We start from the raw sequence: 25,805 nt of genomic DNA on the forward strand, positions 1-25,805 counted from the left end.
TTAAGGAGTGTTCTTGATGTCCCAATTTGTGGTATTAAGTGTTGAAGGGAGCATAGCTACTTTACAATTAAACCGTCCTGAATGTATGAATGCGTTAAATGTTGACATGCTTAATGAACTTCTTGAAAAACTAAAGGAAGTTGCTAGTAGTGATGCTAGTATTCTTATCATCTCTGGTAACGGTAACGCTTTTTCAGCAGGAGGGGATATTAAGACATTGCTTAAGGATACCGATGAAGAAACCTTTGAAAAGGTTATGGATACCATTAATGAAGTGATCATGACTCTCTATGCTTTACCTAAATTAGTCATTAGTGCGATCAATGGTCCTGCTGCAGGTCTTGGGTTAAGTTTTGCTTTAGCCGGAGATTACGTAATTGCTGAAAAAGATGCAAAGGTTGCCATGAACTTTATTAATATCGGGTTAATCCCGGATGGCGGCGGGCATTTCTTTCTGAAACAGCGGCTTGGTGATCATAAAGCGATGCGGGTAATTTGGGAAGGGAAAGTTTACGATCCTAATGAAGCACTTGTAATTGGTTTAATTGATGAGGTCTGTGAAACTTTAGTGATGGATGCTGCATGTAGAAAAGCTAATGAGTGGCTTCAAAAACCGATTGAAGCAATGATTAAATCCAAAAAAATTATCTCAGATAGCAGTCGTCACTATTTATTAGAAATATTAAGGATGGAAAAAATAGGACAAATAAGGATGCGTGAAACGGTCGATCACCAGGAAGGAATCAACGCTTTTCTTGAGAAAAGAACACCGGTTTTCACTGGAAGATAAGGGACGGGGGACTTTGCCCGTCCCTTTATTAGTCCTTTTTAAATTGCTGGTTTGTATTTGATTGAAACGCATGCTCTGTAAGCTCTTTTTGCTGACCAGGGTTCATTTTTCCTCTCACACTGGCAGCGGCGACCCCATTTTTACTCGGATTTGCTTTGAACTTTGCCATATAGATCACCTCCATATGCTTTACTTTTCCCTAAAGCGTCTTACTTTATTTGTTCCGTATTTTCATATCTGCTGTCTAAAAAGTCTACCAAATGAATTAAATAACCATCGATCGTTTGTGGATTGCGCACACATGCACCCCATTCAGGTAAACCATGATGGCAAAGGATGCAATGATGCATTTGATGGATCTCTTCTAATGAGATTGTAATATTTTCAGTTTCGATGATTTTCGAAAGCAATAAGACTCCGTATGGAATATGCCCGACCATGACTCCAAGTTCATCCATTGTAATCCCAGTCGCTTTTCGATTTTCTAATGACGAATGATCAGCAGTTGGAAATAGGAATTTAAAATCCTCGTAGGTCTTCCCTGCATGATGATATTCGAGCAGCTTCCCAATATCATGAAATAAAATACTGACCATTAATAAATCATAATTCGGAGCCTGGCCTTTATGTTTGGCCATTCCATAAAACATTGAATAGAGATGGTCAAGCGTATCCTTCCAAACGAACGAGTGGGAATTGGCACCGGGATTATCAGATTGTAAATCAGCCCAAAGCTCTTCTTTAAGCGCTTTTTCAATGCGCTGAATAAGCTTGAAGACAGCTTGGAAATGGTTATCTTCAAACTTAACAATATAACGGGCAAAACGCATAAGTCCGACTGTATGCTTTAATAAGCCGCCTAAATAATTATGATGATGCCCTTTCGCTGCCGGCCTTATTCTAAATTGATCCCAGAAGCGATCCATAGCGGCAACTGCGATTTCTTTAAAAGGAGACTTAAGTTCATTGATATAGGTGAACAGCTCTATCGTTAGTGCTTCGGTGTTTTGCTGTGTACAGGCAATTAGTGAAAATGGGTCGATATTTTCGGTACAAGGCTGCATCCGGTGGATCGTGATTGATTTATGCCCTCTGTAATCTTCCACTTTTCCACTTACCTGAAAAAGGGTATGTTCATTTAATAATGGGATATATCGATCAAGTGCCCCGTCATTGTCCCACATTTTTGCATTTATGGCCCCAATGTTATTACTAAATTTTAGCTTTAAGTATTGCTTATCTGTTTTTGTTTTTTCGACTGTAAATTCTGTTAACAAAAGCTGGACATTAACATCATTTCCCTTTATTTCATTATCAATATTAAATTCATTTCTTCCCTCAACCCATATGGGAGGTGGGTACTTGCCTACAATAGCTCTTTCTTCATCTTCGGTTACATCTATTTTAACTGGAATAAAATCATAAAAGTACGAACTTGCCTTTTCCATTTACTTCCCCCACGATCATCAATAGTTATACGTATTATAACTCAAATCGAGTTATGGCTGAAGATTTTAGCATATTTTTATTCCTGCCACATATTTTTAAATAAAGCTTGTCTAAAAGGAGTGGAATCAATTGTTTACATTGCCATGGTGGATTTATCTTGTATTAGCAGGTATTGTTTTTAGCGCTTATATGATGATTAAAACAGCTAAGGAAGATCAAGAAGTGGATATGGAGTATATAGAAAAAGAAGGTGAGATTTATATACAAAGAATGGAAGAAGAAAGAGCGCGTAGAAAAGAACAGATGCAAAATTAAAAGGCTGCTTCGTAGCAGCCTTTTTACTTAATTTATTTAGCCTCAGCTTTTTCAGTTTTTTCGTCTGATGGTGCTTTTTCATTTATAAAATCAAATATACCTTTTAAATCTTTATCTTTCACATCAATTTTTGCATTCTGCAGCTCTTTTTTAATTTTTTCTTGGACACCAGTAGGGTCTTGTTGAGCTTTTTCTTGGATAAGCTGTTTACGTATTTCGTCCTTCATTTCGTCAAATGGCTTTACTTCTTTTATATCGGTCAGTTTAATGATGTGATATCCAAATTCAGATTTTACAAGGTCGCTTATTTCACCAACTTTAAGGGCATAAGCAGCCTCTTCAAAAGGCTTAGTCATAACACCTGTGCCAAAGTAACCTAAATCGCCACCATTTGCGGCAGAACCAGGGTCTTCTGAATATTCCTCAGCCAATTTTGCAAAGTCTTCACCAGCTTTGACCTTCTGCAGTACGTCTTTAGCTGTTTTTTCATCTTTAATTAAAATATGACTGGCTTTTAATTCAGGTTTCATTTCATCATACTTCTTTTTTAATTCACTTTCCGGAATATCGATATAGGTTGAAAGGGCCTTGTCCTGAATTAACTGAAGACGAAGAGTGTCCTTAAAGGCATTCTCATCTTGAACTCCATTTGATGCTAGGAACATCTGAAATTGAGCACCGTATTGCTCCTTTAGTTTGGCAAGCTCAGCATCAACTTCTTTGTCTGAAACAGGGTATTTATCTTCAAGAACCTTAGTTAACACCATTTCGTATAGAACCATTTCTCCGTATTGGTCTTTTAGCTTTTGAAATAATTCATCTTCTGTAATGTTTCCGGCAGATGTTTCTACAACTACGTTAGACTTGTTATCGTTATTTCCACTACATGCTGCTAGTCCCACGATAGTTGCTGCAGCCGTTATTGAAAGAATCCATTTTTTCATCTTGCCACTCCTATAAATTCAAAATTAAACACAAGAAATACTATACCATATTTTTCTTCTAGATTAAACAAATAAGGGCTTCCGCATAGTACGGAAGCCTTCATTTAGACAGCATAGAGAATTTCAATATATGTTGAAATAAGTAAAATAGTTATCAGTACATTTATTGTTCGAAAAAGCTGGGGTTGGCGATCCTCAGGAATCTCTTTTAGAAGACACATTAGGTTGGTCATGGAATTAATTGTGTATAGAAAGAAAACCGCAAATACAGTGAACAGGTACACCATTTTCTCTGAGATTCCTCCTTTGCAAAAAAAATATGAAAGTTTAAGAGAATTTCATTTTCTATCGGGATAATAATAACAATACCAAAAAAATAAATAAAAAGATAGTTTGTATAAAAAAAATAGACTGTCCTCATATTTTACCATGTCATTGGCAGACATACTTCGGACAGCCCTGTTTCTTAGTTGCTTTTATGATGAATTAATATATCAAATGAATACTTTGTATGCTCGACAATGCTTTTTTTAGGAGCTTTAATAAGAATCATCAAATAAATAATATCTGTTACGGACAAACCAATATTAATAGCTGCTCCAATCGATACATAATGCATGTATTGTGGATAAATAATGCTAAAAAAAAGTAATGGACATGTAATCAATAAAGTTGGAGCTAGGAAGGATACAATTTTTAAATTTCTTGTAAGAGAATGATTATATTCAATATTAAAAATCGGAAAAATCACTGATTTGAATGAAATTTTAATCTTTATCCTTTGGCCAGTGATCCATGCTGGAAGTGCATGGCAGATTAAATGCATAGGAATGATTAAAATTAAACAAATTATAAATAAATATAAGTAATCGTCGTTAAGATGGATGCTTTCATATATAATACTTAATGGAACATAAATCATAATAAAGGCAGCAAGCATAACAAGGAAGGAAACAACCATCAGGCGCTGATTTCCAAGATCACGAGATAGATTAATTGTTTTCCAACAATTCATTGAATATAACACCTCTAGAAAGGATTTAACTACTCTGGCGGGTTGTTAGTCCCAAAGATTTCTCAATTACTGTATAATGATTTGAACTAAAAATCAATACCTACTGTAAAAATAAATTTATTTACAAATGAAGGAAGAGAGTGGCAAAATGGGAGAAATTGAGAAAAGGCTTAAAAAAATAGAATATCATCAACAATTATTACTAGAAATGATCCAAACTCAAAGTTTCCCTGCCCATCGGCTGATCGTAAAAAATGATTTGTCAGAGGAGGAAGTAGAAGAAGTATTCCGGTTATGCGAGGAGCTCTCGCTTCAATTTGAACAACAAAAAGAGGAGGGGTTTGTTTATTTCAACCCGCTCCTCACACAGTTCATTAACTCATTAAATCATAAGTTAGATCCAGAAGAAACCATCCATGCTTTCCTTGGCCAGGAAATGTACGTTCCTTTAATGGAGATTTTAAAAAAGAGTTTAGCTATTGTTAAAAAGCAAATTAAGAGTTAACCGGCTCTTTCTTGCTTTCCTGGTTCTGATCTGCATGATCTTTTTTAATTAATCGATTATTCTCTTCAACAAATTCTCTGTTTAGATTTTTAAACGATGTTTCAAAGATTTGCATAAAATCGTCGCCATAGATGTTGCGGATAATACACATGAATTCTACCATTTCAGGGAATTTTCCGTAGAGTTCTCGAAGAGGCAGGGCAGCTCTAAAAGCATCATACGAACTAGGATCATAAGTTTCCATCGTATCTAACAGAATTTTTTCCCCAGCTTCTGTTAGCTCAACATAGGTGTTTCTCTTATCATCCTCTTTTTTAGAAAATTTCAACATACCTCTCTCTTCTAACTTTTTCGAAAAATTAAAAGCTGTTGAGACATGCATTACTCCAAATTTGGCAATTTCTGAAATAGATGCCCCATTTAAATGGTAGGCGATCCAAAGGATATGGTGCTCATTGATGTTTAAGTCATAGGGTTTAATCCATTGCTGCCAATCCTTCTCAATGGATTTCCATAGCGCTTTACTAAGCTGGGCAATTTTTTGACTGAATAACATAGCTTCCATCATTGAATATTGATTGTTCTCGTGATTCAAATTCTCACCAACTTTCTTTAAATGATTATTCTAGAAATCTAATATTATTATTCTTCTATTATGCCAAGAATTAAAAAAAAGATAAAGAGGATTTTTTGCCTAAATTCAGAAAATTGATTAAACTTTTTGGAATTTAGGCAATAAAATGAAAAAAATTAAGCTTTTGTTACCTTTTCCAGTTGTTGAATCGATTCTTCAATGCTCTTTAGTTCGTCGATAATTTTATTTGTATTGGGTTCAATTTCTTTTTTCCAGGTATCAACGGATGTTTTTAAATCTTTAGAGAAATCTTTTAAAATAATGGCGCCTTCTTTTGATGTTTCTACAACTTGGTTTTTTAATTGGATTGTTTCAGTTTTTAGTGTACTTAATGTTTCTTTTACTTTCTTGCTGTTTGCACTTAAAGTATCCTTTAGGTCTTGGCTGTATTTAGGTGATGCAAGAAGGGCGATGGCAGCACCGGAAAAACCGCCAATAATCAGCCCGAGGAACAATGATTTTCGATTACTCATAGTTACCAACTCCTCTGTGATATTATTTTCTTATACTATAATCCATAAAAATTCATACTTATAGTATAACGAAAAAATTTTTTAATGTAAAAAAGTGTTAGCAAAAAGTATATAACAATAATTTTTAATAATATACAAAAAAAGTGTCTTGTACCATATTCTATCGATACAAGACACTTTTTGATTAGCCTTTCATACTGTTAGATTGTGGTACAGCGATTTTAGAACGTTTTAGAATTGCTGATACAATTGGATAAATGATAACCATTGCAACTGTATTAACAGCTGTAGCTGGTAGTACTACCGCAGTAAATAAAGCTGCGAAAGAGGCACCGCCAGGTAATCCAAAAAGAATGGCTGCTGAACCAAGAAAAACAGAGCCGCTAATAATTGTGCCAATTGCAGTTAATACGGCTATTGCTACGATAGATTGATTGAACTTTCTTACAGTAAGAAATAGCACAAAGAATAAAAATGCAGTAATTGGTTTATCAATCATGTTAGCAACTTGGCCGCCAGGGAAGCCCGTTGTTAGCGCTGAAACAATTCCTGTTGCAATTGCTAAAATAAAAATATTTTTCTTTTCCGGAAAAAGGATGATGCCTAAAAACATCATCGTTAATAGCATATCAGGCTTCATTCCGAAAAAGATTGGCGGTACAATGGCGTGTAAAACTGCACCAATCCCAACTAACATTGCCAATGACACAAGTACTTTCGTATTCATTTCTCATCTCTCCTCATCTAAACTATACATTTTTACTTTCCAATAGTGTCCTCGTGACCTATTGCAAAAGTTAATTATATCTATTTTACCAAATATTTTGATTTAATTAAAGTGGAAATTAATGTTTTTCTTTAAATGAAATCATGTATTCGCGTAGCGCTTCACAAGTCTCAACTGGTACAGCGTTGTAAATAGATGCACGGCAACCACCAATTGAACGGTGACCATTAAGACCAACAAAACCAGCCTCTTTAGCACCAGCTAAAAACTCTTTAGAAAGCTCATCAGATGGAAGTGTAAATGTAACGTTCATGTTCGAACGGCTTCCTGGCAGTGCGTGTGCTGAATAGAACCCTTCACTTTCATCAATTACGTTGTATAAAATAGAAGCTTTCTGCTCGTTAATTTGTTGGATTTTTTGCACCCCACCAAGCTCTTTTGCCCAATTTAATACTAGAGAAAGCATGTATATCCCGAAAGTCGGCGGTGTATTATAAAGTGAATTATTTTCAGTATGTGTACGGTAATCAAGCATTGTTGGAAGGTTTTCAGGGATTCTAGAAAGTAAATCCTTTTTAAGGATGACAACTGTTACACCTGAAGGACCAAGATTTTTTTGGGCACCTGCATAAATTAATGAAAACTTGTTCACATCAAAAGTGCGGCTTAAGATATCACTGGACATATCGGCAATTAAATCAACATTGTCAAGCGTTGGGAAGTCTGCCCATTGGGTTCCGTAAATTGTATTATTGGAAGTGATGTGTAAATAAGCTGGATTTTCGCTTAGCTTGATTTCATCAAAGCTTGGGATTGACTTGTATTTAGACTCTTTTGTAGAGGCCGCAATATGCGTCTGACCTACTTTTTTCGCTTCTTTTAAAGCTTTATCCGACCAAGCACCTGTTAAAACATAGTTTGCAACCTGACCTTCAGCTAAGAAATTCATAGGGACCATTGAGAATTGCAAGCTAGCCCCACCTTGTAAAAAGAGCACATCATAGTTTTCCGGGATGTTTAATAGCTCTCTTAGTAAACTTTGTGCTTCTTCATGTACTGCGTCATATTCTTTGCTGCGATGGCTAAGTTCCATTAGTGACATTCCTGAACCTTTAAAATCAACTAATTCAGCTTGTGCTTTTTGAAGCACCTCTAGTGGTAATGCAGATGGACCAGCGTTAAAGTTATAAGCGCGTTTCAATGTAAAAATCCTCCTTGATAAATAATTTCTCATTTTTTTAATACTACTATCGTATCACGTTTTCACGATTCGGAATATTTATTTTTATAAAAAAATATGGTGAGCTTGTCGAACACCATATGATTATGTAGTATACGATTGCATTAAACGATGCCATTTGAAATTTTTAATGCTAATTTTTTTAAATCGTCTCCAGTATATTCACTTTGATGCGACTTCCAAACACCACCATATCCATCACCTTTTCCGTAGCGAGGGATCAAGTGTAAGTGGAGGTGAAATACTTCCTGCCCAGCTTTTTCCCCGGAATTACAAACAAGGTTAAGGTTCTCGATATTTAATTGATTTTTCATCGCATTTGTAATTTTGGGTACTACTGAGAACAATTTTTCCGCTGTTTCTTTGGGGAGATCAAATAAATTTTTGTTATGCTTTTTAGGTATTAACAGCGTATGGCCTTCTGTTATTTGGGAAATATCTAAAAATGCTAATACATTTTCATCTTCATATACTTTTGAAGAAGGAATTTCTCCATTCACTATTTTACAAAAAATGCAATCCGACATGTAAAACCAACCTTTCAACGAAAATTTTTCCTAATTTTTATTATACAGAATTTCATAACTTTATTCAGCAAATGCGGCTGAATAAAGTTAAGCCTCCGGCGAATGCCTCAGATTTTCAAAGGTAGTTTTTCGAGCAAGCTCGAAAAAATCTGGGCGCAAATATACCAAGGCGTATTTGATAAAAAAAAGACAAGGTGTCCGAAGTCACCCTGTCTTTTGAAGAGGTTTGGGAGTAATGCTTTTCGCTTCTAAAACTGTAAGTTGTCTTTCACAGACACCCCATTTTCTAAAGAATAGTATCTCTAAATCAGTAAATTGCCGATCGTAGACACCCCATTTTTTTAGGAATAGGAATAGTATCTAAATCAGATTTATGCCGATCGTCGACACCTCATTTTCAAATGGATTCAAGTTTTATTCAGCATTTAAAGCTAATAAGTTGTCTTTCACAGACACCCCATTTCGGACTAAAATGACGTTACTAAATCATCTTGATTGTTCATCGCCATCATCTCCCATATATGGTTGATTGCTGCTACTAACTTGATTAACTCCCCTCTTCGTTTATTATGATAACCAGTTATCGAAAAGCTATACATTCGTATTTATAAAAAAAGTTGTCGATGGCTAGAAGTGTCTTGTCGAAGAAAAATTTGTTAAAATTATAATAACTTAAGGAAAGAAAGGATAAAAACAATGTCAAAATTACTTGAAGTTATTGACTTGACAGGCGGATATACGAAAAACCCCGTCATTCATAATGTAACGTTTGAAGTAAAAGCAGGGGAAATTGTCGCCTTAATTGGATTAAACGGCGCAGGTAAAAGTACAACCATTAAACATATTATTGGCCTGATGGAACCAAAAAGTGGTTCGGTTGCTATTAATGGCTCGACATTTAAACAAAATCGAGATGGCTATCGCAAACAATTTACATATATTCCAGAAACCCCCATTCTATATGATGAATTAACATTGTATGAACATTTAGAGTTGACGGCAATGGCTTATGGACTTGGGAAAAGTGAATTTGAAGAAAGACTAACGCCGCTCTTAAAGGAATTTCGGATGGAGAAAAGGTTAAAATGGTTTCCGGTTCATTTTTCGAAAGGAATGCGTCAAAAGGTAATGATTATGTGTGCATTTTTAATTCATCCAAGTCTTTATATTGTTGATGAACCTTTTGTCGGCCTCGATCCGGTAGGAATTCAATCATTCCTCGATATGATGGAAAAATCTAAGGAAAATGGTGCCGGCATTTTAATGTCAACCCATATCTTATCAACAGCAGAAAAATATTGTGATCGTTTTGTAATCCTCCATGACGGAAAGGTAAGAGTCCAAGGTACTATGAGTGAGTTGAGAGAGCAATTTAAGATGAAAGATGCTTCATTAGATGATCTGTATCTTCAATTAACGAGGGAAGATTCATGATTGATGCAAATAAGCTTTGGAAACAAAGATTTCAATTATATGTTAAGGATACAAGACGATATTTAAAATTAATTTTTAATGATCATTTTAAATTTGTTTTACTGTTTGCAGTCGGAGGAGGGGCCTATTATTACCAGAACTGGTTGAAGACATTGCCCGAAGACTTTCCGGCAGCCCTTATTATTGCTTTAATTATCGGGATTATATTAACTCAAAGCCCGATTCAAACATTTTTAAAGGAAGCTGATTTAGTTTTTTTATTGCCGGTTGAAACAGAATTAAAGCATTATTTTCAAAGGTCAATCCTTTATTCCTATGTGCTCCAATGCTATGTTCTAATATTTTTCATTGCTGCACTCGGTCCTTTGTATTTTCAGCAGCGGGGGACAACGGTTAGGGATTTACTAATCCTCGCGGTCATATTATTAATAGCGAAAGCCGTCAATATCATGACAAGATGGTATGTTCAATATTTAACAGACAAAGGGTCACTTAGAATTGATCAATTTGTCAGGCTGATTTTTAATATTGTATTCGTTTATTTTCTTGTACAAGGTGTTATTTGGATTTATCCATTGGTGATAGGGATACTTTTATTGCTCCTTTTTATCTATTTTTATCAGGCATCAAAAGGAAAGGGGATAAAATGGGAGCAGTTAATTGAAATGGAAGCTGAGCGGATGATGGCCTTTTATCGTATCGCTAATATGTTTACAGATGTTCCAAAGTTTAAAGAGCAAGTGAAACGAAGAGGCTGGTTGAATTGGATGACAAGTATGCTTCAATTTGAACCGCGATCGACATTTTCATTTCTTTATTTAAGGACATTTTCACGTACAAGTGATTATCTTGGTATTTATGCTCGTTTATTGGTAATTGGCGGAGTTTTACTTTATTTCTTACCTTTAGGATATAGCAAATTGCTGGTCCTGCTTCTATTTGTATATCTTTCGGGTTTTCAATTACTGCCGCTTTACAGACATCATGTCATGAAGATATGGGTCGATTTATATCCGATTTCGGCAGAAGTGAGACGATCCAATTTTCTGCAATTACTGTTTTATTTACTACTAGTGAAAAGTTCACTTTTATCAATCATTATCTTTTTAACAGGGGATATAATCCTCGCGTTTCTAGCGATTGGAACTGGATTTGTATTTTCCTATTTATTTACGTTTGCCTATGTAAAAAAGAAATTAGTCAAACAAGATGAAGCACAAATATTGAGTTAAGGATGATAGAATCAATGAACCATTTTTTAGCTTTTCCTTTAGAGCAAATTCCTTTATTAGTCATCGTGCTCGCGATAGCTTTTTCTGTTCATGAATTTGCCCATGCTTATGTTGCTTACCGATTTGGCGACCCGACTGCAAAAAATGCAGGAAGGTTGACCTTATCACCTTTTTCTCATTTAGATATATTTGGTACGCTAATGATTTTTATTGCGGGCTTTGGTTGGGCAAAGCCCGTGCCTGTAAATCGCTTTTATTTTAAAAGGCCAAGGCTTGCCGGGGTATTGGTTTCACTTGCCGGCCCGTTAAGCAATCTTTTGCTTGTCCTTATCGGCTTTATCCTATGGTACAGTTTGATTTATAGTGGTGTACTTAATGGAATACCAGAAAATATTACGAATACTATCTATCAGTTTTTTAATTTATTTATTTTGTTGAATATTATCTTGTTTATTTTCAATCTACTTCCTTTTCCACCGTTAGATGGTTATCGGGTAATAGAAGATCTTTCACCGACACATATTCGAGCGAAACTAACTCAATTCGAAAATTACGGTATTTTATTATTTTTAATTATTATTATCACACCACTTGACCAATACACAATTACACCGCTTTTTAATACAGTCATTCCGTTTATATTTTCAACTATTGAAAATATCTTCATAACATTATTTTAATAAAATAATATTTTGAGTAAAAAGTACCATTATTTTTAAATAGTGGTGCTTTTTACTATAGGAAGTATGTTATAATTCTGTACTATAGCAGTTTGTCGAAATATGTAAAAAAATGAATGGATGATAAAGCTGAGTTGAATCAGAAAGGCAGAGGTGGCATCTTTTGAGTAAAAAATTAGATATCATACATAGACGAAACATTTTATTACTTAAGATTATAGCTATCTGTTTTGTAATAGATTTACTCATTAATTTAGTAATAGACCGCTCTATTCTACTAGTTATTGTTCCAACTACACTAATGATCATTTTACCTATTTCACTGCTTATTTATTATAAAGTTTGGATTAAAGAAACGGCTTATATTATTGTGCTCACCATTTATTTGCCATTTATATTTTTAATAGAAAGAGAGCCGTTAATCATAAATTATATTTTTATTTGGGCGGCACTAACGGTTTCTTCAATATATCAACGTGCAATGCCTGTGATCGTGAGTTCATGTATCGCTAATTTCTTAACTATTTATTACTACTTTAAATTTAAGAATGTTATCTTTGTGAGTTTAGAACCGACATCTGTTGTTTACATTATCGCTTTTACAGTATTTTTGACGATTATTTTAATCTTTTCCGGCCGTTTTACCGAAAATGAATTATGGTCGAAAGAAGAAGCATTGAAAAGGTCAGAAATGTTATCGACTGTTGGACAATTGGCAGCAGGGGTGGCACACGAAATCAAAAATCCTGTTACAGTGTTATCGGGCTTTGTTCAATTAATGAGGCAATCAGATGAAAGAGAGTCCCATCAATTTTATTATGAAATTATGCAATCTGAATTGAAGAGAATACTAATGATAACGAATGAATTTTTAGTGCTTGGCAAACAGCATACCTACATTTTTATGAAAAAAAAAATTCAGCTCATCATCAAAGAAGTCGTTTTGTTGCTAAAAGCTGAGGCTGAAAAAAATGGTGTCAATATCATTTTAAAAATAAAGGATGATATTCCAGCGATGATCTGTAATCCGGATCAACTAAAACAGGTTTTTATGAATGTCATAAAGAATGGGATTGAGGCAATGCCGAATGGTGGAAGACTTTGGATTGACATAAAGGTTGATGGGAATAAGAGTGTTATTATAGAGACAATTGATGAAGGTTGTGGTATGACTAAAGAGACGCTTACAAAGATTGGAACACCATTTTTCACAACGAAAGAAGATGGAACAGGATTAGGAATGATGGTTTGTCAAAAAATAATTGAAAGTCATCATGGAAAAATCACGATGGAAAGTGAAGTAAATGTTGGTACAAAAATTAAAATTGAGGTTCCGATAAAATAATATCGGAATTGGGGACAAATTTATGACAGATTCCTAATGTTACTATACATTAAATGATAAATTAGATTATAGTTGTATTTGATGGAAAAAAATCAATACATAAATAAATGAAGTAGCAGAAAGGTGAGGGACTATTAAATGAGTAATCGAACAATTAACGATACATTTTTAAGGGCAGCAAGAGGTGAAAGAACGGATTATGTACCTTGTTGGTATATGCGCCAAGCCGGACGTTCACAGCCGGAATACCGTGCATTAAAGGAGAAATATTCGTTATTTGAAATTACACACCAGCCTGAACTTTGTGCCTATGTAACGAAGTTGCCTGTGGATCAATATAATGTTGATGCAGCTATTTTGTATAAAGATATTATGACGCCGCTTCCGTCCTTAGGAGTCGATGTAGAAATTAAAGGGGGCATCGGTCCGGTAATTTCTAATCCGATCCGTTCGGTGGGCGATGTTGAAAAACTTGGTGAAATCAATCCGGAACAAGATGTTCCTTACGTGTTAGAGACAATTAAATTATTAGTCAATGAACAGTTGGATGTGCCATTAATCGGTTTTGCAGGGGCTCCTTTTACACTAGCCAGCTATATGATTGAAGGCGGACCTTCAAAAAATTATAATAAAACGAAGGCATTTATGTATTCACAGTCTGAGGCTTGGTTTAAATTAATGGACAAGCTTGCTACGATGACAGTTACGTACGTGAAAGCACAAATTGATGCTGGTGCAAAGGCGATCCAAATCTTTGATTCTTGGGTAGGCGCTTTAAATGCTGTTGATTACCGTTACTTCATTAAGCCTATCATGACAAGAATCTTTTCTGAACTGCGTGAAAAGAATGTGCCGCTTATTATGTTTGGTGTAGGAGCAAGCCATCTTGTACATGAATGGCATGACCTTCCGCTTGATGTAGTAGGTTTAGATTGGAGATTGCCTATTGCAGAAGCAAGAAAAATGGGCATTACAAAAACGGTTCAAGGAAACTTAGATCCAGCCTTACTTTTAGCTCCATGGAATGTTATTGAAGAAAAGGCTAAAGAAATTCTTGACCAAGGTATGGCTCATCCTGGCTATATTTTCAATCTTGGTCACGGCGTTTTTCCTGATGTTCAAGTTGAAACTTTAAAGAAATTAACTACTTTTATTCATGAATATTCAGCTAGTAAGCTTGGTAAATAGAAAGTTAAGATTAGTCGTGCGAAGCTATTTTGCACGACTTTCAATTCGTAAATGAGGTGACATAATGACAACAAGAAAAATCGGACTCTTAGTAATGGCATATGGGACCCCGTATAAGGAAGAAGACATCGAGCGTTATTATACCCATATTCGACGGGGAAGAAAACCTTCACCGGAAATGCTGAAAGACTTGCAAGATAGATATGAAGCAATCGGCGGTATATCCCCCCTTGCTGAAATCACGAAAATACAAGCAGAGGCACTGGAAGCAAAGTTAAATGATGTGCATGACCATATAGAATTTAAAATGTATTTAGGATTAAAGCATATTGAGCCCTTTGTTGAAGATGCTGTTCAGGCAATGAAAAATGATGGGATTGAAGAAGCAGTTGGAATTGTGCTTGCTCCCCATTTTTCAACCTTTAGCGTAAAATCGTATAATGCACGTGCAGAAGAGGAAGCTGAAAAACTAGGTGGTTTGAAAATTCATTTTATTGAATCCTGGTATAAGGAGCCACAATTTTTGCAATTTTGGTCTGAGAATATTAAAGCTATCTTTAGTAATATGGTCCAAGAGGAAAAGGAAAATGCTGTTTTGATTGTTTCAGCGCATAGCTTACCTGAAAAAATACTAGCTTCAGGTGATCCTTATCCAAGCCAGCTCGAGGAAACGGCTAAATTAATTGCTGAACAAGCCGGTGTAACCAATTATGAAATTGGCTGGCAAAGTGCAGGCAATACACCAGACCCATGGTTAGGGCCGGATGTTCAAGACCTAACTAAAGAGCTTTATCATGATAAGGGTTATAGAACCTTTGTATATGCACCAGTTGGTTTTGTCTCGGATCATCTAGAAGTGTTGTATGATAATGATTTCGAATGCAAGCTCGTGACGGAGCAATTGGGTGCAAACTATTATCGTCCAGAAATGCCGAATGCTAATCCAAAGTTTATTGAGGCTTTGAGTAATGTTGTCACAAAAAAACTTGAAGAAGTAGGCGAATAATCGTGAATATAGAAAATAAAAAGGTTGTTGTCATCGGTGGCGGGATCGCCGGCATAACGGCAGCCTATTATTTACAAAAAGAGGTAAAGGAGAAGAATCTCCCGGTTGAGACGATGTTGATTGAAGCCTCTGACCGTTTAGGCGGAAAAGTTCAAACCTATACAGAAAACGGCTATGTGATTGAAAAAGGACCAGACTCTTTTTTAGCGAGAAAAATGAGTGCTTCACGACTTGCGGAAGAAGCGGGCTTGAAGGACCAATTGGTTAATAATGGGACTGGAAAATCCTATATATTAGTTAAAGATAAACTTCATTCCATGCCAGGTGGGGCGATCATGGGGATTCCGACAAAGATTGCACCATTTGCAATGTCCGGAATGTTCAGCCCGATTGGAAAACTTCGTGCAGGTGGTGACTTTATTCTTCCGCCTTCAAGTGTGAAGGGGGATCAATCATTGGGGAAATTTTTCCGAAGAAGATTTGGTAATGAGGTGGTTGACCACTTAATCGAGCCCCTTCTTTCAGGAATATATGCCGGTGATATCGACCAAATGAGTCTGCTGTCAACATTTCCGCAATTCTATGAGATCGAGCAAAAACATCGCAGTTTAATCTTAGGGATGAAAAAAACAACACCGAAACCAAAACCAACAAAGACAGCAACGACCGGTAAAAAAAGCGGTGGAATGTTCCTATCATTGAAGGGTGGACTTGAATCACTCATTCACGCTATTGAAGCAAAACTAAACCCTGGATCTGTAGTAAAGGGAGTTTCAGTTGAAAAAGTGGAGCAAAATGGTGACCATTACACCTTACATTTATCTTCAGGAGAAGAAATAAAAGCCGATAGTATCATCGTTTGTGTACCGCATAAACAAACAGCGCAAATTTTTTCTCAATATCCGTTTTTTGATCCTTTTCACAATGTCCCATCAACATCTGTAGCAAATGTTGCCTTGGCATTTCCGGAATCGGCGATTAAACAGGATATTGATGGAACAGGCTTCATCATTTCTCGTGATAGCGGTTATTCGATGACAGCTGTGACCTGGACGCATAAAAAATGGCCGCACTCAGTCCCGAAAGGGAAAGCGCTACTTCGTTGCTATGTTGGCAGACCAGGGGATGAAGAAATTGTTAGCCGAACAGATGAGGAAATTGTGGAAACAGTGCTCAAGGATCTAAATAAAACAATGAATATCGTTTCAGCACCGGAATTAACCGTCATTACAAGATGGCATGATTCAATGCCGCAATATACTGTTGGTCATAAAGAACGGATGAGAGATATCACTGCAAAAATGCGCAAGGAGCTCCCAGGGGTATTCTTAGCAGGAGCTTCCTACGAAGGATTGGGAGTACCTGATTGCATCGACCAAGGGGAAGCAGCGGTGAAGCGTGTGTTGGGGTATTTGAAATTCTAGACTGAAAAAGAGCCTTATGGGCTCTTTTTCTATTTTGCGCGTATAATTTTAAATATTCTACAGACCAGCTATTGCGACCGAGTTTGATCGGACACCAAGATAAATTAATGAGTCTATGCATACTAAGTTTCTAAGCGATAAGACACGAATGTAGTCTCACTTCCCCGAAATACCCAGATGTTCATTCGTGTCCGCTTAGAAACTTGATATTGTGATGACTTTGAAGTGTTCGATCACTTTAGGGAGTGATAGTCGGTCTGTGGAATATGGCAGGGTACGTAGCAACAAAAAAAGGACAGCTAATTAGCTGTCAATGGGGTAGAAGTGTATAACATTCAGGTTTTAAAAACCTAATGCGTTAGGATAAGTATTATTCAACGTCACGTAAACAGTGATCGCATTGATTCAAATATGATTCTGCCATCTCATCAATTACAGCACCACAATCACAACATGTTTTAGGTGGTAAATTTTTGAAAAACTCGGTTGAACTCTGTACCATTTGCAATCCCTCCCGTTTTTATGACGTTAAAGTAATTGTATTATAACAGATTTAATATGTCAACAACTGTTTTAAAACAACTAACCAAATTTTTGCGGATTTTATTTTATTTAAGCGGTTTGGTAAAATTGTGGAGGAAGTAGTCGCCAGTTTACTTAGTAAAAAAAGGAGATGTAATTTCATATGAAATTCACAGTTGTTGGGTTCTGGGGCGGGTTTCCACAGGCAAATTCCGCTACATCAGGATATCTTGTACAGGACAATGATTATAATTTATTAATTGACTGTGGCAGTGCTGTATTATCAAAAGTACAGCAATACGTAAATGTTACGGATCTTGATGCTGTCATTCTGTCGCACTATCACCATGACCATGTTGCCGATGTTGGGCCACTCCAGTATGCAAGAATGATCAATACGATGCTTGGAAAAGGCAAGGAAGAACTGCCCATTTATGGACATGTATCCGATCAGACAGGGTTTGATAGCTTAACGAAGCTGCCATTTACAAAAGGTTATGCATACAACCCGGAACAAGAATTAAACCTAGGTCCTTTTTCGATACGATTCATGAAGACCCAACACCCGGTTCTTTGTTATGCAATGCGGATTACAAATGGTGAAAAAACGATAGTGTATACAGCTGATTCCAGTTATTTACTAGAATTCGTTGATTTTGCTAAAGATGCAGATCTCCTAATTTGTGAATGCAATCTCTATAGTGGCAAAGATGGTTCTATTTCCGGTCATATGACAAGTACAGAAGCGGGAAAAATTGCAAAAGGAGCAGGAGTAAAAAAACTGTTGCTCACCCACCTTCCACATTATGGAGACCATAAAGACTTAGTGACGCAAGCAAGCGCTGAATATAATGGACCTGTTGAACTGGCGAAGGAAGGCTGGAATTTCTGACACCGTGTTGTCACAGCAATAAAATAAAAGGGAGAGGAAGTACGATGCTTTTTATAAATAATCAAGGGATAACAGACCCAAGAATAAATCTGGCAATTGAAGAGTTTGCTGTTAAAAACCTAGACATAAATGAAACTTATCTTCTTTTTTACATAAACGGACCATCCATCATTATTGGTAAAAATCAAAATACAATCGAAGAAATCAACACCAAATACGTAGAGGAAAATGGAATCCATGTAGTTAGACGTCTTTCCGGAGGCGGGGCGGTTTACCATGACCTAGGTAACCTAAATTTCAGCTTTATTACTAAAGACGACGGCAACAGCTTCCACAATTTCAGAAAGTTTACAGAACCAGTTGTAAGCGCCCTTCACAAATTAGGTGTGAATGCTGAACTTAGCGGCCGTAACGACATTACTGTAGAGGGAAGGAAGATTTCTGGTAATGCCCAATTTTCAACCAAGGGTCGAATGTTCAGTCATGGTACTTTAATGTTCAACTCCAATATTGATAATGTCGTTTCCGCATTAAATGTTAAAATGGAAAAAATTCAATCGAAAGGAATTAAATCAGTCCGTAGTCGTGTAGCGAATATATGTGAATTCTTAACTACTGAAATGACGGTTGAAGAATTTAGAGAAATGTTGCTCATGTTTATATTTGATAAGGATGGGGCTGTACCGGAGTATAAATTAACGGAAGAGGATTGGAGCAAGATCGAGAAAATTGCCGATGAACATTATCGAAACTGGGACTGGAATTACGGGAAATCACCAAAGTTTAATTTGCAGCGCTCCCATCGTTTTCCTGTAGGCCAAATCGATATAAGACTTGATGTCGATAAAGGGATCATTGAAAACTGTAAAATTTTTGGTGACTTTTTCGGTGTTGGTGATGTGGAAGATATTTCAAAAAAGCTTACAGGTATACGTTATGAAAAGCAGGCAGCAGAAAATGCGCTGGAGGGTATAGACTTTACTTACTACTTCGGAAATATAGAAAAAGAGGACTTTTTCAACTTATTATTTTAGCTATCTCAATTTTGAGGTAGCTTTTTATATTTTTCTGAAAATAATATCTTAATATATTGAATTTTATTAAAATATATAAAGTTAAGATTGAAGTTTTCTAATATTTCTGTATAATTTAATACATAAAAGGATTCAAGTAATAAAGCATTTAGTAGTAAAAAAATAAAAAGGGGGCAACATTTATGAATTGGAAAAAAGCAGTTGGTAGTTCGATTTTAAGTTTGATGTTATTAGCGGGCTGCGGTGGTGGACAAGGAGCAACTACAGGAGACCAAGGTCAGGCTGAAAAGGAACCCGCTAAAGAAGCAACAACGTATAAGGTTGGGATAGCGCAGTATGTTCAACATCCATCATTAGATGCGGCAACAGCAGGCTTTAAAAAGGCGTTAGAAGAAGCGGGATTGACAGTTGAATATAACGATCAAAATGCTCAAGCTGATGCAAATAATACTTTAACAATTGCAAATAATTTAGTTGGTGACCAAGTTGACTTAATCTTTGCAAATGCTACACCAATGGCACAGGGGGCCTTAAATGCAACAAAGGATATTCCCATTGTATTTACATCCGTAACAGACCCTGTTGGTGCTGAGTTAGTAGAGGCAATGGACAAGCCTGGTGCAAACATCACAGGTACAACCGATACGCATCCTGATGCAATTCCAAATACAGTTAAATTTATTGATCAGTATTTTGAAGGAAATAAAGTTGGTATGATTTATAATGCTGGTGAACAAAACTCAGTTGCTCAGATTGATCTCGTGAAAAAAGCAATGGAAGGAACAGACTTGGAGATTGTCGAAGCAGCTGTTTCTACATCTGCTGATGTGAAGACAGCCGCGGAATCATTAGTTGGAGCCGCAGATGTTATTTACATCATTACTGATAATACAGTTGTTTCCGCATTGGAAAGTGTTGTTCAAGTGGCAAACGAAAATGATATTCCATTATTTGTAGGTGAATTAGATTCTGTAGCCCGCGGTGGTTTTGCAGCATATGGATTTGATTACTATGATATCGGTTTTGAAGCTGGACAAATGGCTGCACAAATCTTAAAAGGTGAAAAAACAACAGCGGATCTACCTGTTCAATATCCACAAAACTTAAAGCTGTTAATTAATAAAAAAGCAGCAGCTGAAATGGGGATTAAATTAAATCCAGAATGGGATGGCATTGCTGAATATTTAGAATAATAGTTTTATAGACTATAAAATGGTTGAGAGGATGAGCGTTAATGTTCATAGCAATATTTGGCTCCATAGAATCAGGAATTATATACGCAATAATGGCTCTGGGTGTTTACCTCTCTTTCCGGATTTTAGACTTTCCAGATTTAACAGTTGATGGAAGCTTTGTAACAGGGGCGGCAGTTACTGCCGTCCTTATTGTTAACGGAGCCAATCCATTTCTGGCAACAATTGTTGCATTGTTAGCTGGGTTTTTAGCCGGATGTATTACGGGGTTGCTTCATACGAAAGGTAAAATTAATGCATTACTTTCAGGAATATTAATGATGATTGCCTTGTATTCTATTAATCTTAGAATTATGGGGAAATCGAATGTGCCACTATTAAATCAAGAGACTTCTATTACAAAGTTAACTAGTTTTTGGAAATCTCTAGGAATTGATGATGGGATTAATAGTTTATTAACGAATATGGGCTTACAGAATTATTTACCAAAAACATGGGCCATTATATTTTTTATGTTAATTATTACATTTGTAATAAAGTTCATTACTGATTGGTTTTTACGAACAGAAATCGGCTTGGCAATACGAGCTGTTGGTGATAATAAAAAGATGATTTCAAGTTTTTCAGCAAATACAGATACTCTGACTATTGTTGGTTTAGGTATTTCTAATGCATTGGTTGCTTTTTCAGGTGCATTAATTGCACAATATAATTCCTTTAGTGACGTTGGAATGGGAATTGGTATGATTGTAATTGGTTTAGCTTCTGTCATTATTGGTGAAGCATTATTTGGAACGAAAACTATTGCTCGCACGACTTTAGCTGTTATCGGTGGAGCGATTATTTATAGAATTGTGCTTGCTTTAGCACTTAAAGTAAAGTTTTTAGAAACAGGCGACATGAAACTAATAACAGCAACGATTGTTATTCTAGCGCTTATTATTCCTAAGATAATAGATGTTCAAAAGGAAAAGAAGCGAAAATATAAAAAGAGAATTCAACAAATGAAAATGGTTAATGAAGGGGGCGAGCATCATGTTGCATCTAAAACAGATCTATAAGGTGTTCAACGAAGGAACATTAGATGAAAAAATTGCCCTAAACCAAATTAATTTATCTTTAAAACCTGGAGATTTCGTAACAGTTATTGGTAGTAATGGAGCAGGAAAATCAACATTAATGAATATGATTTCCGGGGCATTAACTCCTGATGTAGGGACTGTTACAATTGATGGAGATGATGTAACTAATTTGCCGGAGTATAAGCGGGCAAAGCTAATTGGACGTGTGTTTCAAGATCCGATGGCAGGGACTGCTCCAACAATGACAATTGAAGAAAATCTGGCAATGGCTTATTCGCGGGCGACAACACGAACCTTACGTAAAGGTGTTACTAAGAAACGCCGTGAGCATTTCAAAGAACAACTTGCAAGCTTACACATGGGATTAGAAAATCGTTTGAATGCAAAGGTTGGTCTTCTGTCTGGTGGGGAGCGGCAGGCTCTTTCACTTTTAATGGCGACATTTACTGAGCCGAAAATTTTATTGTTAGATGAACATACAGCAGCCCTTGACCCTTCAAGGGCAGAGTTAATTACGAATATTACGAAAGAAATAGTGGATAAACTCCAGCTTACAACATTAATGGTAACGCATAATATGCAGCAAGCCATTGATTTAGGTAATCGTTTAATCATGATGGACAAAGGGCAAATCATCTTCAGTGTTGGCGGGGAAGAAAAGCAAAAGTTAACAATTGAAGATTTGCTTAATGAATTTAAACGAATTCGTGGAACTGGAATGGCAAGTGACCGTGCGTTGTTAGGGTAATGCATTGAGGAATAATAAGGACGATAGGCATCCATAAGACTTGGGTGCCTATTTAATTTAATGTGCCTATTTTTTTACTTTGTTTCCAGCCATAATTTTTGAATTTAATCTATAACTCGTATATTGTAGTAGTAGATATAGAAATTGATAGATTAAGAGAAGAAAGGGTAGTGGAATGAAGAAAAATCTAGCAATCTTATTATCTGTTGCCATGCTTTTAACCTTAACTCCATTTATGAAAGTTGATGCTGCAGAAAAAAGATTTAACATGACGTATTTATTCTCAAACAGTGCTGATGACCCAATCAAGTATATAAACAACACGAATAATGCACTAGATCAAGTAAATCCAAAATACTTTCAAATTTTGGATGATGGCACATTAGATATTGTAATTCCGGCTAATAGTAAAACATTAATCGACGAAATGCATAATAGAAATATTAAGGTAGTTGCATTCTTGGCTAATAATTGGGCTAAGGGAGAGAAAATGTTTACTAACAGCGAAAAAATTGCAGATCAAATTGTGAAAGCCATCAATGATCATAATTTAGATGGAATTAATATTGATGTTGAAGGTTTAGGTTCTGCCTATCGTGATCAATTTACTGATTTTATTAGAATTTTAAATGAAAAAATGCCGGCTGGAAAATCACTTTCGATTGCTGTAGCTCCAAACCCATGGGGTACAGATAAAGGGTGGCAAGGATTTTATGATTATCAGGCATTAGGAAAATATGTTGATTATCTTTTCATCATGACATATGACGAAAAAGGCGGCGGCTCTAAAACGAGTGGACCAAATGCAAGTAAATCTTTTATCGAAAAATCAATTACTTATGCTCTTAAATATGTTGCTCCAGAAAAAGTTGTTTTAGGTATTCCGTTTTATGGTCGTGTATGGAATATGGAGGATGTAAAAGATACAGAGAATCAAAACACGAATAAAGTGTTAGGTGAATCCATTTCTTTATACCAAATTCCAAGTCTGTTGAACACGTTTCAAGTTCAAGTAGTGTACGATAAAGAAACGGAAAGTGTGAAAGGAACATTTACAGTAGCACCAGGTGGTCCAGAGTTTAAACTAAAATCTTGGGTTCCTCCGTTAAAGCCTGGCACATATGAAGTATGGTTTGAAAATAATGAGTCACTTAAGGCAAAGCTTAGTTTAGTTCAAAAATATAATTTAAAGGGTGTTGGTAGCTGGAGTTTAGGCCAAGAAGATCCAGCGATTTGGTCAGATTTCCGCTTATGGTTAGATGGTTTAGACTTTAAAGATGTAGGGGCTAACCATTGGGCACTAAATTCCATTGCATTTGTAAAAGAAAAACAGTGGATGCTTGGAAAAAATTCAGTGAGCACATTTAAACCAGCAGATTCACTGACACGTGCAGAGGCTGCAACAATTTTGGTACGTGTCCTTAACCTTGGTTTGAAAGAGGAGTCATCCTCACCGTATACAGATGTGGGCTCATCACATCAATGGGCGGCTGCCAATATTGAAATAGTAAGACAACATGGATTAATGAAAGGTGTAGGTGCAACAACATTTGCACCTGGCAAGGCACTCTCAAGGGAAGAAATGGCGGTTATTCTGGAACGATTAATTGGAGACCAGTTCCCTGAAAGTACGCAATCAAAAGTCATGTTTACGGACCAAAATAATATATCTGATTGGGCTTATCCTTCGATCGTACGCATGAGCGAAAATTATATTTTCTCAGGATACAATGATGGTAGCTTTAAACCAAAAAATCAAATTAATCGTGCAGAAATGGCTGCGTTATTAGAACGGATATCCAAATACTTCCCAGAGTAAAATTAATTAAATTTACTACAAGGCATCGACAAATTGTCGGTGCTTTTTTCATGGATGTAAATTATATTGCGGAAAGATTGGAAAAATTTAGATTATAAATGAAAATAGAAAAGAGAGGGGAATTTGAGTACAACTACCGTTATAGCGAAAAAACAATCTCATTTTAGAAATGGCCTTCAGGACGGCATTGGTATTGGAATTGGTTATTTGTCTGTTGCTTTAACATTTGGTTTATTAGCAAAATCGACCGGGTTAAGTCTTGGGGAGACGTATTGACTGTTTTTTCTTTATTTATGTAAAAAAATAAGCACCCGTTGTGGGTGCTTCTCTCTTTGACTTACTCCGTTACAGTAAACTGGTATTTATCCATTAAGTGCATATCCAGTGCATCTGCATGGAAGTATACAGAATAGACTCCTGGTTCTGAAAGGCTTATTTCTCCTGTATAAGTACCCTTACCGGCATTCTCAGCTGGGATTTTTGTGTGTTCTTCATCTGCTTTTTCTTCTAACCAATATTCAAAGCTAACATCAGCATCGTTAACTTCTTTTTCAGCAGCGGTAACTTTCACCTCTAATGTAAGTGGTTCATCCACTTTTACGATATCAGATGACATCGTAAATGCTGCTTCTGGAAAAATAAATTCCTCTTCAGAAGAACTACAGCCAGCTAATAAACTAACAAGGAACAAAAAGGGTATTACCCATTTTTTTTTGTCCATTTTTTAACCAACCTCACTGTCCAGCTCCAGCTCCCTGCGACTCGTGGACTTCGCTAAACGGGCGCTTGCGCTTTTCTACTTACTTAAGTTTATTCTTAATTCTTTTATATATTCTATCACTATCGAAACCTTCACCCATTGGCAATGATTCTACTAATTTGTTATTTTGGTCTAGCATGTACGTAAACGTTGTATGAACATAGTTGCCGTTCCCAGGGTCTCTGTACATAAACTGAAAAGCATTCGCGATTTTACGGGTATTTTCCTCTGTTCCCCTTAAAAAATGCCAGCCAGTGCTGTCGTCCATTACATTAAAGCGTTCTGCATAAAGAGCTAATTTTTCAGCTGAATCCCGTTTTGGGTCAATGGTGATTGAAATAAATTCAACCTTATCACGAAAAACTCCATCTTCTTCTAGTTTCTTTTTTAATAAATTCATTCTTAATGAAGTAGTAGGGCAAACATCGGGACAGTTTACGTACATAAATTCAATTAAGCGAATTTTCGGAGGTAAATCAGCGAAGGAATACTCTCCTCCAAATGCAGACTCCATGACAACATCCTTCGGAAGTTCAACACTTCCTGGCCGAATGACAGTCAAATACAGAATACCTGCAGAGATTCCTATTACGGATAAGGTAATAAACCATATATATATTTTTTTCAAAGTAAAACACCTCGTCTAAAATTTATCCTATTGATACTATGATACTATACGATTATAAAAAAAACAGGAAATGCTGTAGAAAATACGTGAATATTCTATGAACATGTTTAAAATGTTTATTAATAGTTTTTTCATCATAAATATCTGTTCTAATTCAGTTCATACTAACTAAAATAAAGATATAGATAGTTTGTACACA

General features: G+C 36.0%; 29 protein-coding genes and 1 pseudogene. 17 read left to right on the forward strand and 13 right to left on the reverse strand.

Going from position 1 to position 25,805, the window contains the following annotated elements:
• Positions 1–16: 16 nt before the first annotated feature.
• Complete coding sequence (locus BAZO_RS01055) at positions 17–790, forward strand: enoyl-CoA hydratase (RefSeq protein WP_003329327.1); 774 nt, start codon at positions 17–19, stop codon at positions 788–790.
• A 28-nt stretch (positions 791–818) separates the two neighbouring features.
• Here the strand turns inward: BAZO_RS01055 and BAZO_RS22015 are convergent, their stop codons facing one another.
• Together BAZO_RS22015 and BAZO_RS01060 are read right to left on the reverse strand one after the other, a co-directional pair.
• The gene (locus BAZO_RS22015; protein WP_087946140.1) at positions 819–959 is read right to left on the reverse strand and encodes a YuzL family protein; all 141 of its coding nucleotides are present in this window, start codon (positions 957–959) and stop codon (positions 819–821) included.
• 40 nt (positions 960–999) lie between these two features.
• Positions 1,000–2,238, reverse strand: a complete 1,239-nt coding sequence (locus BAZO_RS01060; protein WP_003329328.1) for a hypothetical protein — start codon at positions 2,236–2,238, stop codon at positions 1,000–1,002.
• 130 nt (positions 2,239–2,368) lie between these two features.
• On the opposite strand from BAZO_RS01060, the gene BAZO_RS01065 reads away from it, so the two are divergent.
• Positions 2,369–2,554, forward strand: a complete 186-nt coding sequence (locus BAZO_RS01065) for a sporulation YhaL family protein (protein ID WP_003329329.1) — start codon at positions 2,369–2,371, stop codon at positions 2,552–2,554.
• Between the two features lie 32 nt (positions 2,555–2,586).
• Here BAZO_RS01065 and BAZO_RS01070 read toward each other — a convergent pair whose 3' ends face one another.
• The 3 genes from BAZO_RS01070 to BAZO_RS01080 form a co-directional block, all read right to left on the reverse strand.
• The gene (locus BAZO_RS01070) at positions 2,587–3,498 is read right to left on the reverse strand and encodes a peptidylprolyl isomerase (RefSeq protein ID WP_003329330.1); all 912 of its coding nucleotides are present in this window, start codon (positions 3,496–3,498) and stop codon (positions 2,587–2,589) included.
• A gap of 104 nt (positions 3,499–3,602) precedes the next feature.
• Entirely contained in the window at positions 3,603–3,785 is a 183-nt protein-coding gene (locus tag BAZO_RS22835; RefSeq protein WP_003329331.1) for a hypothetical protein, read from the reverse strand.
• A gap of 179 nt (positions 3,786–3,964) precedes the next feature.
• Positions 3,965–4,513 (reverse strand): DUF3267 domain-containing protein, encoded by a 549-nt coding sequence (locus tag BAZO_RS01080; protein ID WP_003329332.1) that lies wholly within the window; start codon positions 4,511–4,513, stop codon positions 3,965–3,967.
• A gap of 148 nt (positions 4,514–4,661) precedes the next feature.
• Here BAZO_RS01080 and BAZO_RS01085 point away from each other — a divergent pair, with 148 nt between their 5' ends.
• On the forward strand, positions 4,662–5,018 hold the full coding sequence (locus BAZO_RS01085; protein ID WP_003329333.1) for a DUF1878 family protein: 357 nt from the start codon (positions 4,662–4,664) through the stop codon (positions 5,016–5,018).
• Here the strand turns inward: BAZO_RS01085 and BAZO_RS01090 are convergent.
• From BAZO_RS01090 to BAZO_RS01110, 5 genes are all read right to left on the reverse strand, one after another.
• Entirely contained in the window at positions 5,008–5,586 is a 579-nt protein-coding gene (locus tag BAZO_RS01090; RefSeq protein WP_003329334.1) for an HTH-type transcriptional regulator Hpr, read from the reverse strand. The genes BAZO_RS01085 and BAZO_RS01090 overlap by 11 nt on opposite strands.
• Before the next feature lie 182 nt (positions 5,587–5,768).
• Positions 5,769–6,125, reverse strand: a complete 357-nt coding sequence (locus BAZO_RS01095; RefSeq protein WP_003329335.1) for a YtxH domain-containing protein — start codon at positions 6,123–6,125, stop codon at positions 5,769–5,771.
• 184 nt (positions 6,126–6,309) lie between these two features.
• Positions 6,310–6,852, reverse strand: coding sequence for a tryptophan transporter (locus BAZO_RS01100; protein WP_003329337.1), 543 nt, complete (start codon positions 6,850–6,852; stop codon positions 6,310–6,312).
• Between the two features lie 118 nt (positions 6,853–6,970).
• Positions 6,971–8,053, reverse strand: a complete 1,083-nt coding sequence (serC, locus tag BAZO_RS01105; RefSeq protein ID WP_003329338.1) for a 3-phosphoserine/phosphohydroxythreonine transaminase — start codon at positions 8,051–8,053, stop codon at positions 6,971–6,973.
• Positions 8,054–8,196: 143 nt separating this feature from the next.
• A complete protein-coding gene (locus BAZO_RS01110) occupies positions 8,197–8,619 on the reverse strand; it encodes an HIT family protein (RefSeq protein WP_003329339.1) in 423 nt (140 codons plus the stop codon).
• Between the two features lie 696 nt (positions 8,620–9,315).
• Here BAZO_RS01110 and BAZO_RS01115 point away from each other — a divergent pair.
• From BAZO_RS01115 to hemY, 7 genes are all read left to right on the forward strand, one after another.
• Positions 9,316–10,053 (forward strand): ABC transporter ATP-binding protein, encoded by a 738-nt coding sequence (locus BAZO_RS01115; protein ID WP_003329340.1) that lies wholly within the window; start codon positions 9,316–9,318, stop codon positions 10,051–10,053.
• Complete coding sequence (locus tag BAZO_RS01120; protein WP_003329341.1) at positions 10,050–11,285, forward strand: ABC transporter permease; 1,236 nt, start codon at positions 10,050–10,052, stop codon at positions 11,283–11,285. Before BAZO_RS01115 ends, BAZO_RS01120 begins: the two co-directional genes overlap by 4 nt.
• 14 nt (positions 11,286–11,299) lie before the next feature.
• On the forward strand, positions 11,300–11,965 hold the full coding sequence (locus BAZO_RS01125) for a site-2 protease family protein (protein ID WP_003329342.1): 666 nt from the start codon (positions 11,300–11,302) through the stop codon (positions 11,963–11,965).
• Positions 11,966–12,128: 163 nt separating this feature from the next.
• Positions 12,129–13,310 (forward strand): ATP-binding protein, encoded by a 1,182-nt coding sequence (locus BAZO_RS21030; RefSeq protein WP_003329343.1) that lies wholly within the window; start codon positions 12,129–12,131, stop codon positions 13,308–13,310.
• A gap of 138 nt (positions 13,311–13,448) precedes the next feature.
• On the forward strand, positions 13,449–14,498 hold the full coding sequence (gene hemE / locus BAZO_RS01135; protein ID WP_003329345.1) for a uroporphyrinogen decarboxylase: 1,050 nt from the start codon (positions 13,449–13,451) through the stop codon (positions 14,496–14,498).
• A gap of 64 nt (positions 14,499–14,562) precedes the next feature.
• Positions 14,563–15,504 carry a ferrochelatase gene (hemH, locus tag BAZO_RS01140; RefSeq protein WP_003329346.1) on the forward strand — a complete coding sequence of 314 codons (942 nt, stop codon included), beginning with the start codon at positions 14,563–14,565 and terminating at the stop codon, positions 15,502–15,504.
• 2 nt (positions 15,505–15,506) lie between these two features.
• A complete protein-coding gene (gene hemY, locus BAZO_RS01145) occupies positions 15,507–16,928 on the forward strand; it encodes a protoporphyrinogen oxidase (RefSeq protein WP_003329347.1) in 1,422 nt (473 codons plus the stop codon).
• 370 nt (positions 16,929–17,298) lie between these two features.
• Here hemY and yhfH read toward each other — a convergent pair whose 3' ends face one another.
• A complete protein-coding gene (yhfH, locus tag BAZO_RS21430) occupies positions 17,299–17,430 on the reverse strand; it encodes a protein YhfH (protein ID WP_003329348.1) in 132 nt (43 codons plus the stop codon).
• A gap of 183 nt (positions 17,431–17,613) precedes the next feature.
• On the opposite strand from yhfH, the gene BAZO_RS01150 reads away from it, so the two are divergent.
• The 7 genes and pseudogenes from BAZO_RS01150 to BAZO_RS21435 form a co-directional block, all read left to right on the forward strand.
• Complete coding sequence (locus BAZO_RS01150) at positions 17,614–18,342, forward strand: MBL fold metallo-hydrolase (protein ID WP_003329349.1); 729 nt, start codon at positions 17,614–17,616, stop codon at positions 18,340–18,342.
• A gap of 44 nt (positions 18,343–18,386) precedes the next feature.
• Positions 18,387–19,376, forward strand: a complete 990-nt coding sequence (locus tag BAZO_RS01155; protein WP_003329350.1) for a lipoate--protein ligase — start codon at positions 18,387–18,389, stop codon at positions 19,374–19,376.
• A 182-nt stretch (positions 19,377–19,558) separates the two neighbouring features.
• Positions 19,559–20,569, forward strand: a complete 1,011-nt coding sequence (locus BAZO_RS01160; protein ID WP_003329351.1) for an ABC transporter substrate-binding protein — start codon at positions 19,559–19,561, stop codon at positions 20,567–20,569.
• A 41-nt stretch (positions 20,570–20,610) separates the two neighbouring features.
• Positions 20,611–21,630 carry an ABC transporter permease gene (locus tag BAZO_RS01165; RefSeq protein ID WP_003329352.1) on the forward strand — a complete coding sequence of 340 codons (1,020 nt, stop codon included), beginning with the start codon at positions 20,611–20,613 and terminating at the stop codon, positions 21,628–21,630.
• Positions 21,605–22,399, forward strand: a complete 795-nt coding sequence (locus tag BAZO_RS01170) for an ABC transporter ATP-binding protein (protein WP_003329353.1) — start codon at positions 21,605–21,607, stop codon at positions 22,397–22,399. The genes BAZO_RS01165 and BAZO_RS01170 overlap by 26 nt, the downstream gene beginning before the upstream one ends.
• Positions 22,400–22,574: 175 nt before the next feature.
• A complete protein-coding gene (locus tag BAZO_RS01175; RefSeq protein ID WP_003329354.1) occupies positions 22,575–24,218 on the forward strand; it encodes a glycosyl hydrolase family 18 protein in 1,644 nt (547 codons plus the stop codon).
• Positions 24,219–24,341: 123 nt separating this feature from the next.
• A pseudogene (locus BAZO_RS21435) lies at positions 24,342–24,488 on the forward strand (AzlC family ABC transporter permease); the annotation flags it as partial.
• Positions 24,489–24,555: 67 nt separating this feature from the next.
• Here the strand turns inward: BAZO_RS21435 and BAZO_RS01180 are convergent.
• Entirely contained in the window at positions 24,556–24,939 is a 384-nt protein-coding gene (locus BAZO_RS01180; protein WP_003329356.1) for a FixH family protein, read from the reverse strand.
• A 79-nt stretch (positions 24,940–25,018) separates the two neighbouring features.
• A complete protein-coding gene (locus tag BAZO_RS01185) occupies positions 25,019–25,606 on the reverse strand; it encodes an SCO family protein (RefSeq protein WP_003329357.1) in 588 nt (195 codons plus the stop codon).
• Positions 25,607–25,805: the final 199 nt, after the last annotated feature.

The sequence above is a fragment of the Schinkia azotoformans LMG 9581 genome (assembly GCF_000307855.1).
Classification (GTDB): domain Bacteria; phylum Bacillota; class Bacilli; order Bacillales; family Bacillaceae_J; genus Schinkia; species Schinkia azotoformans.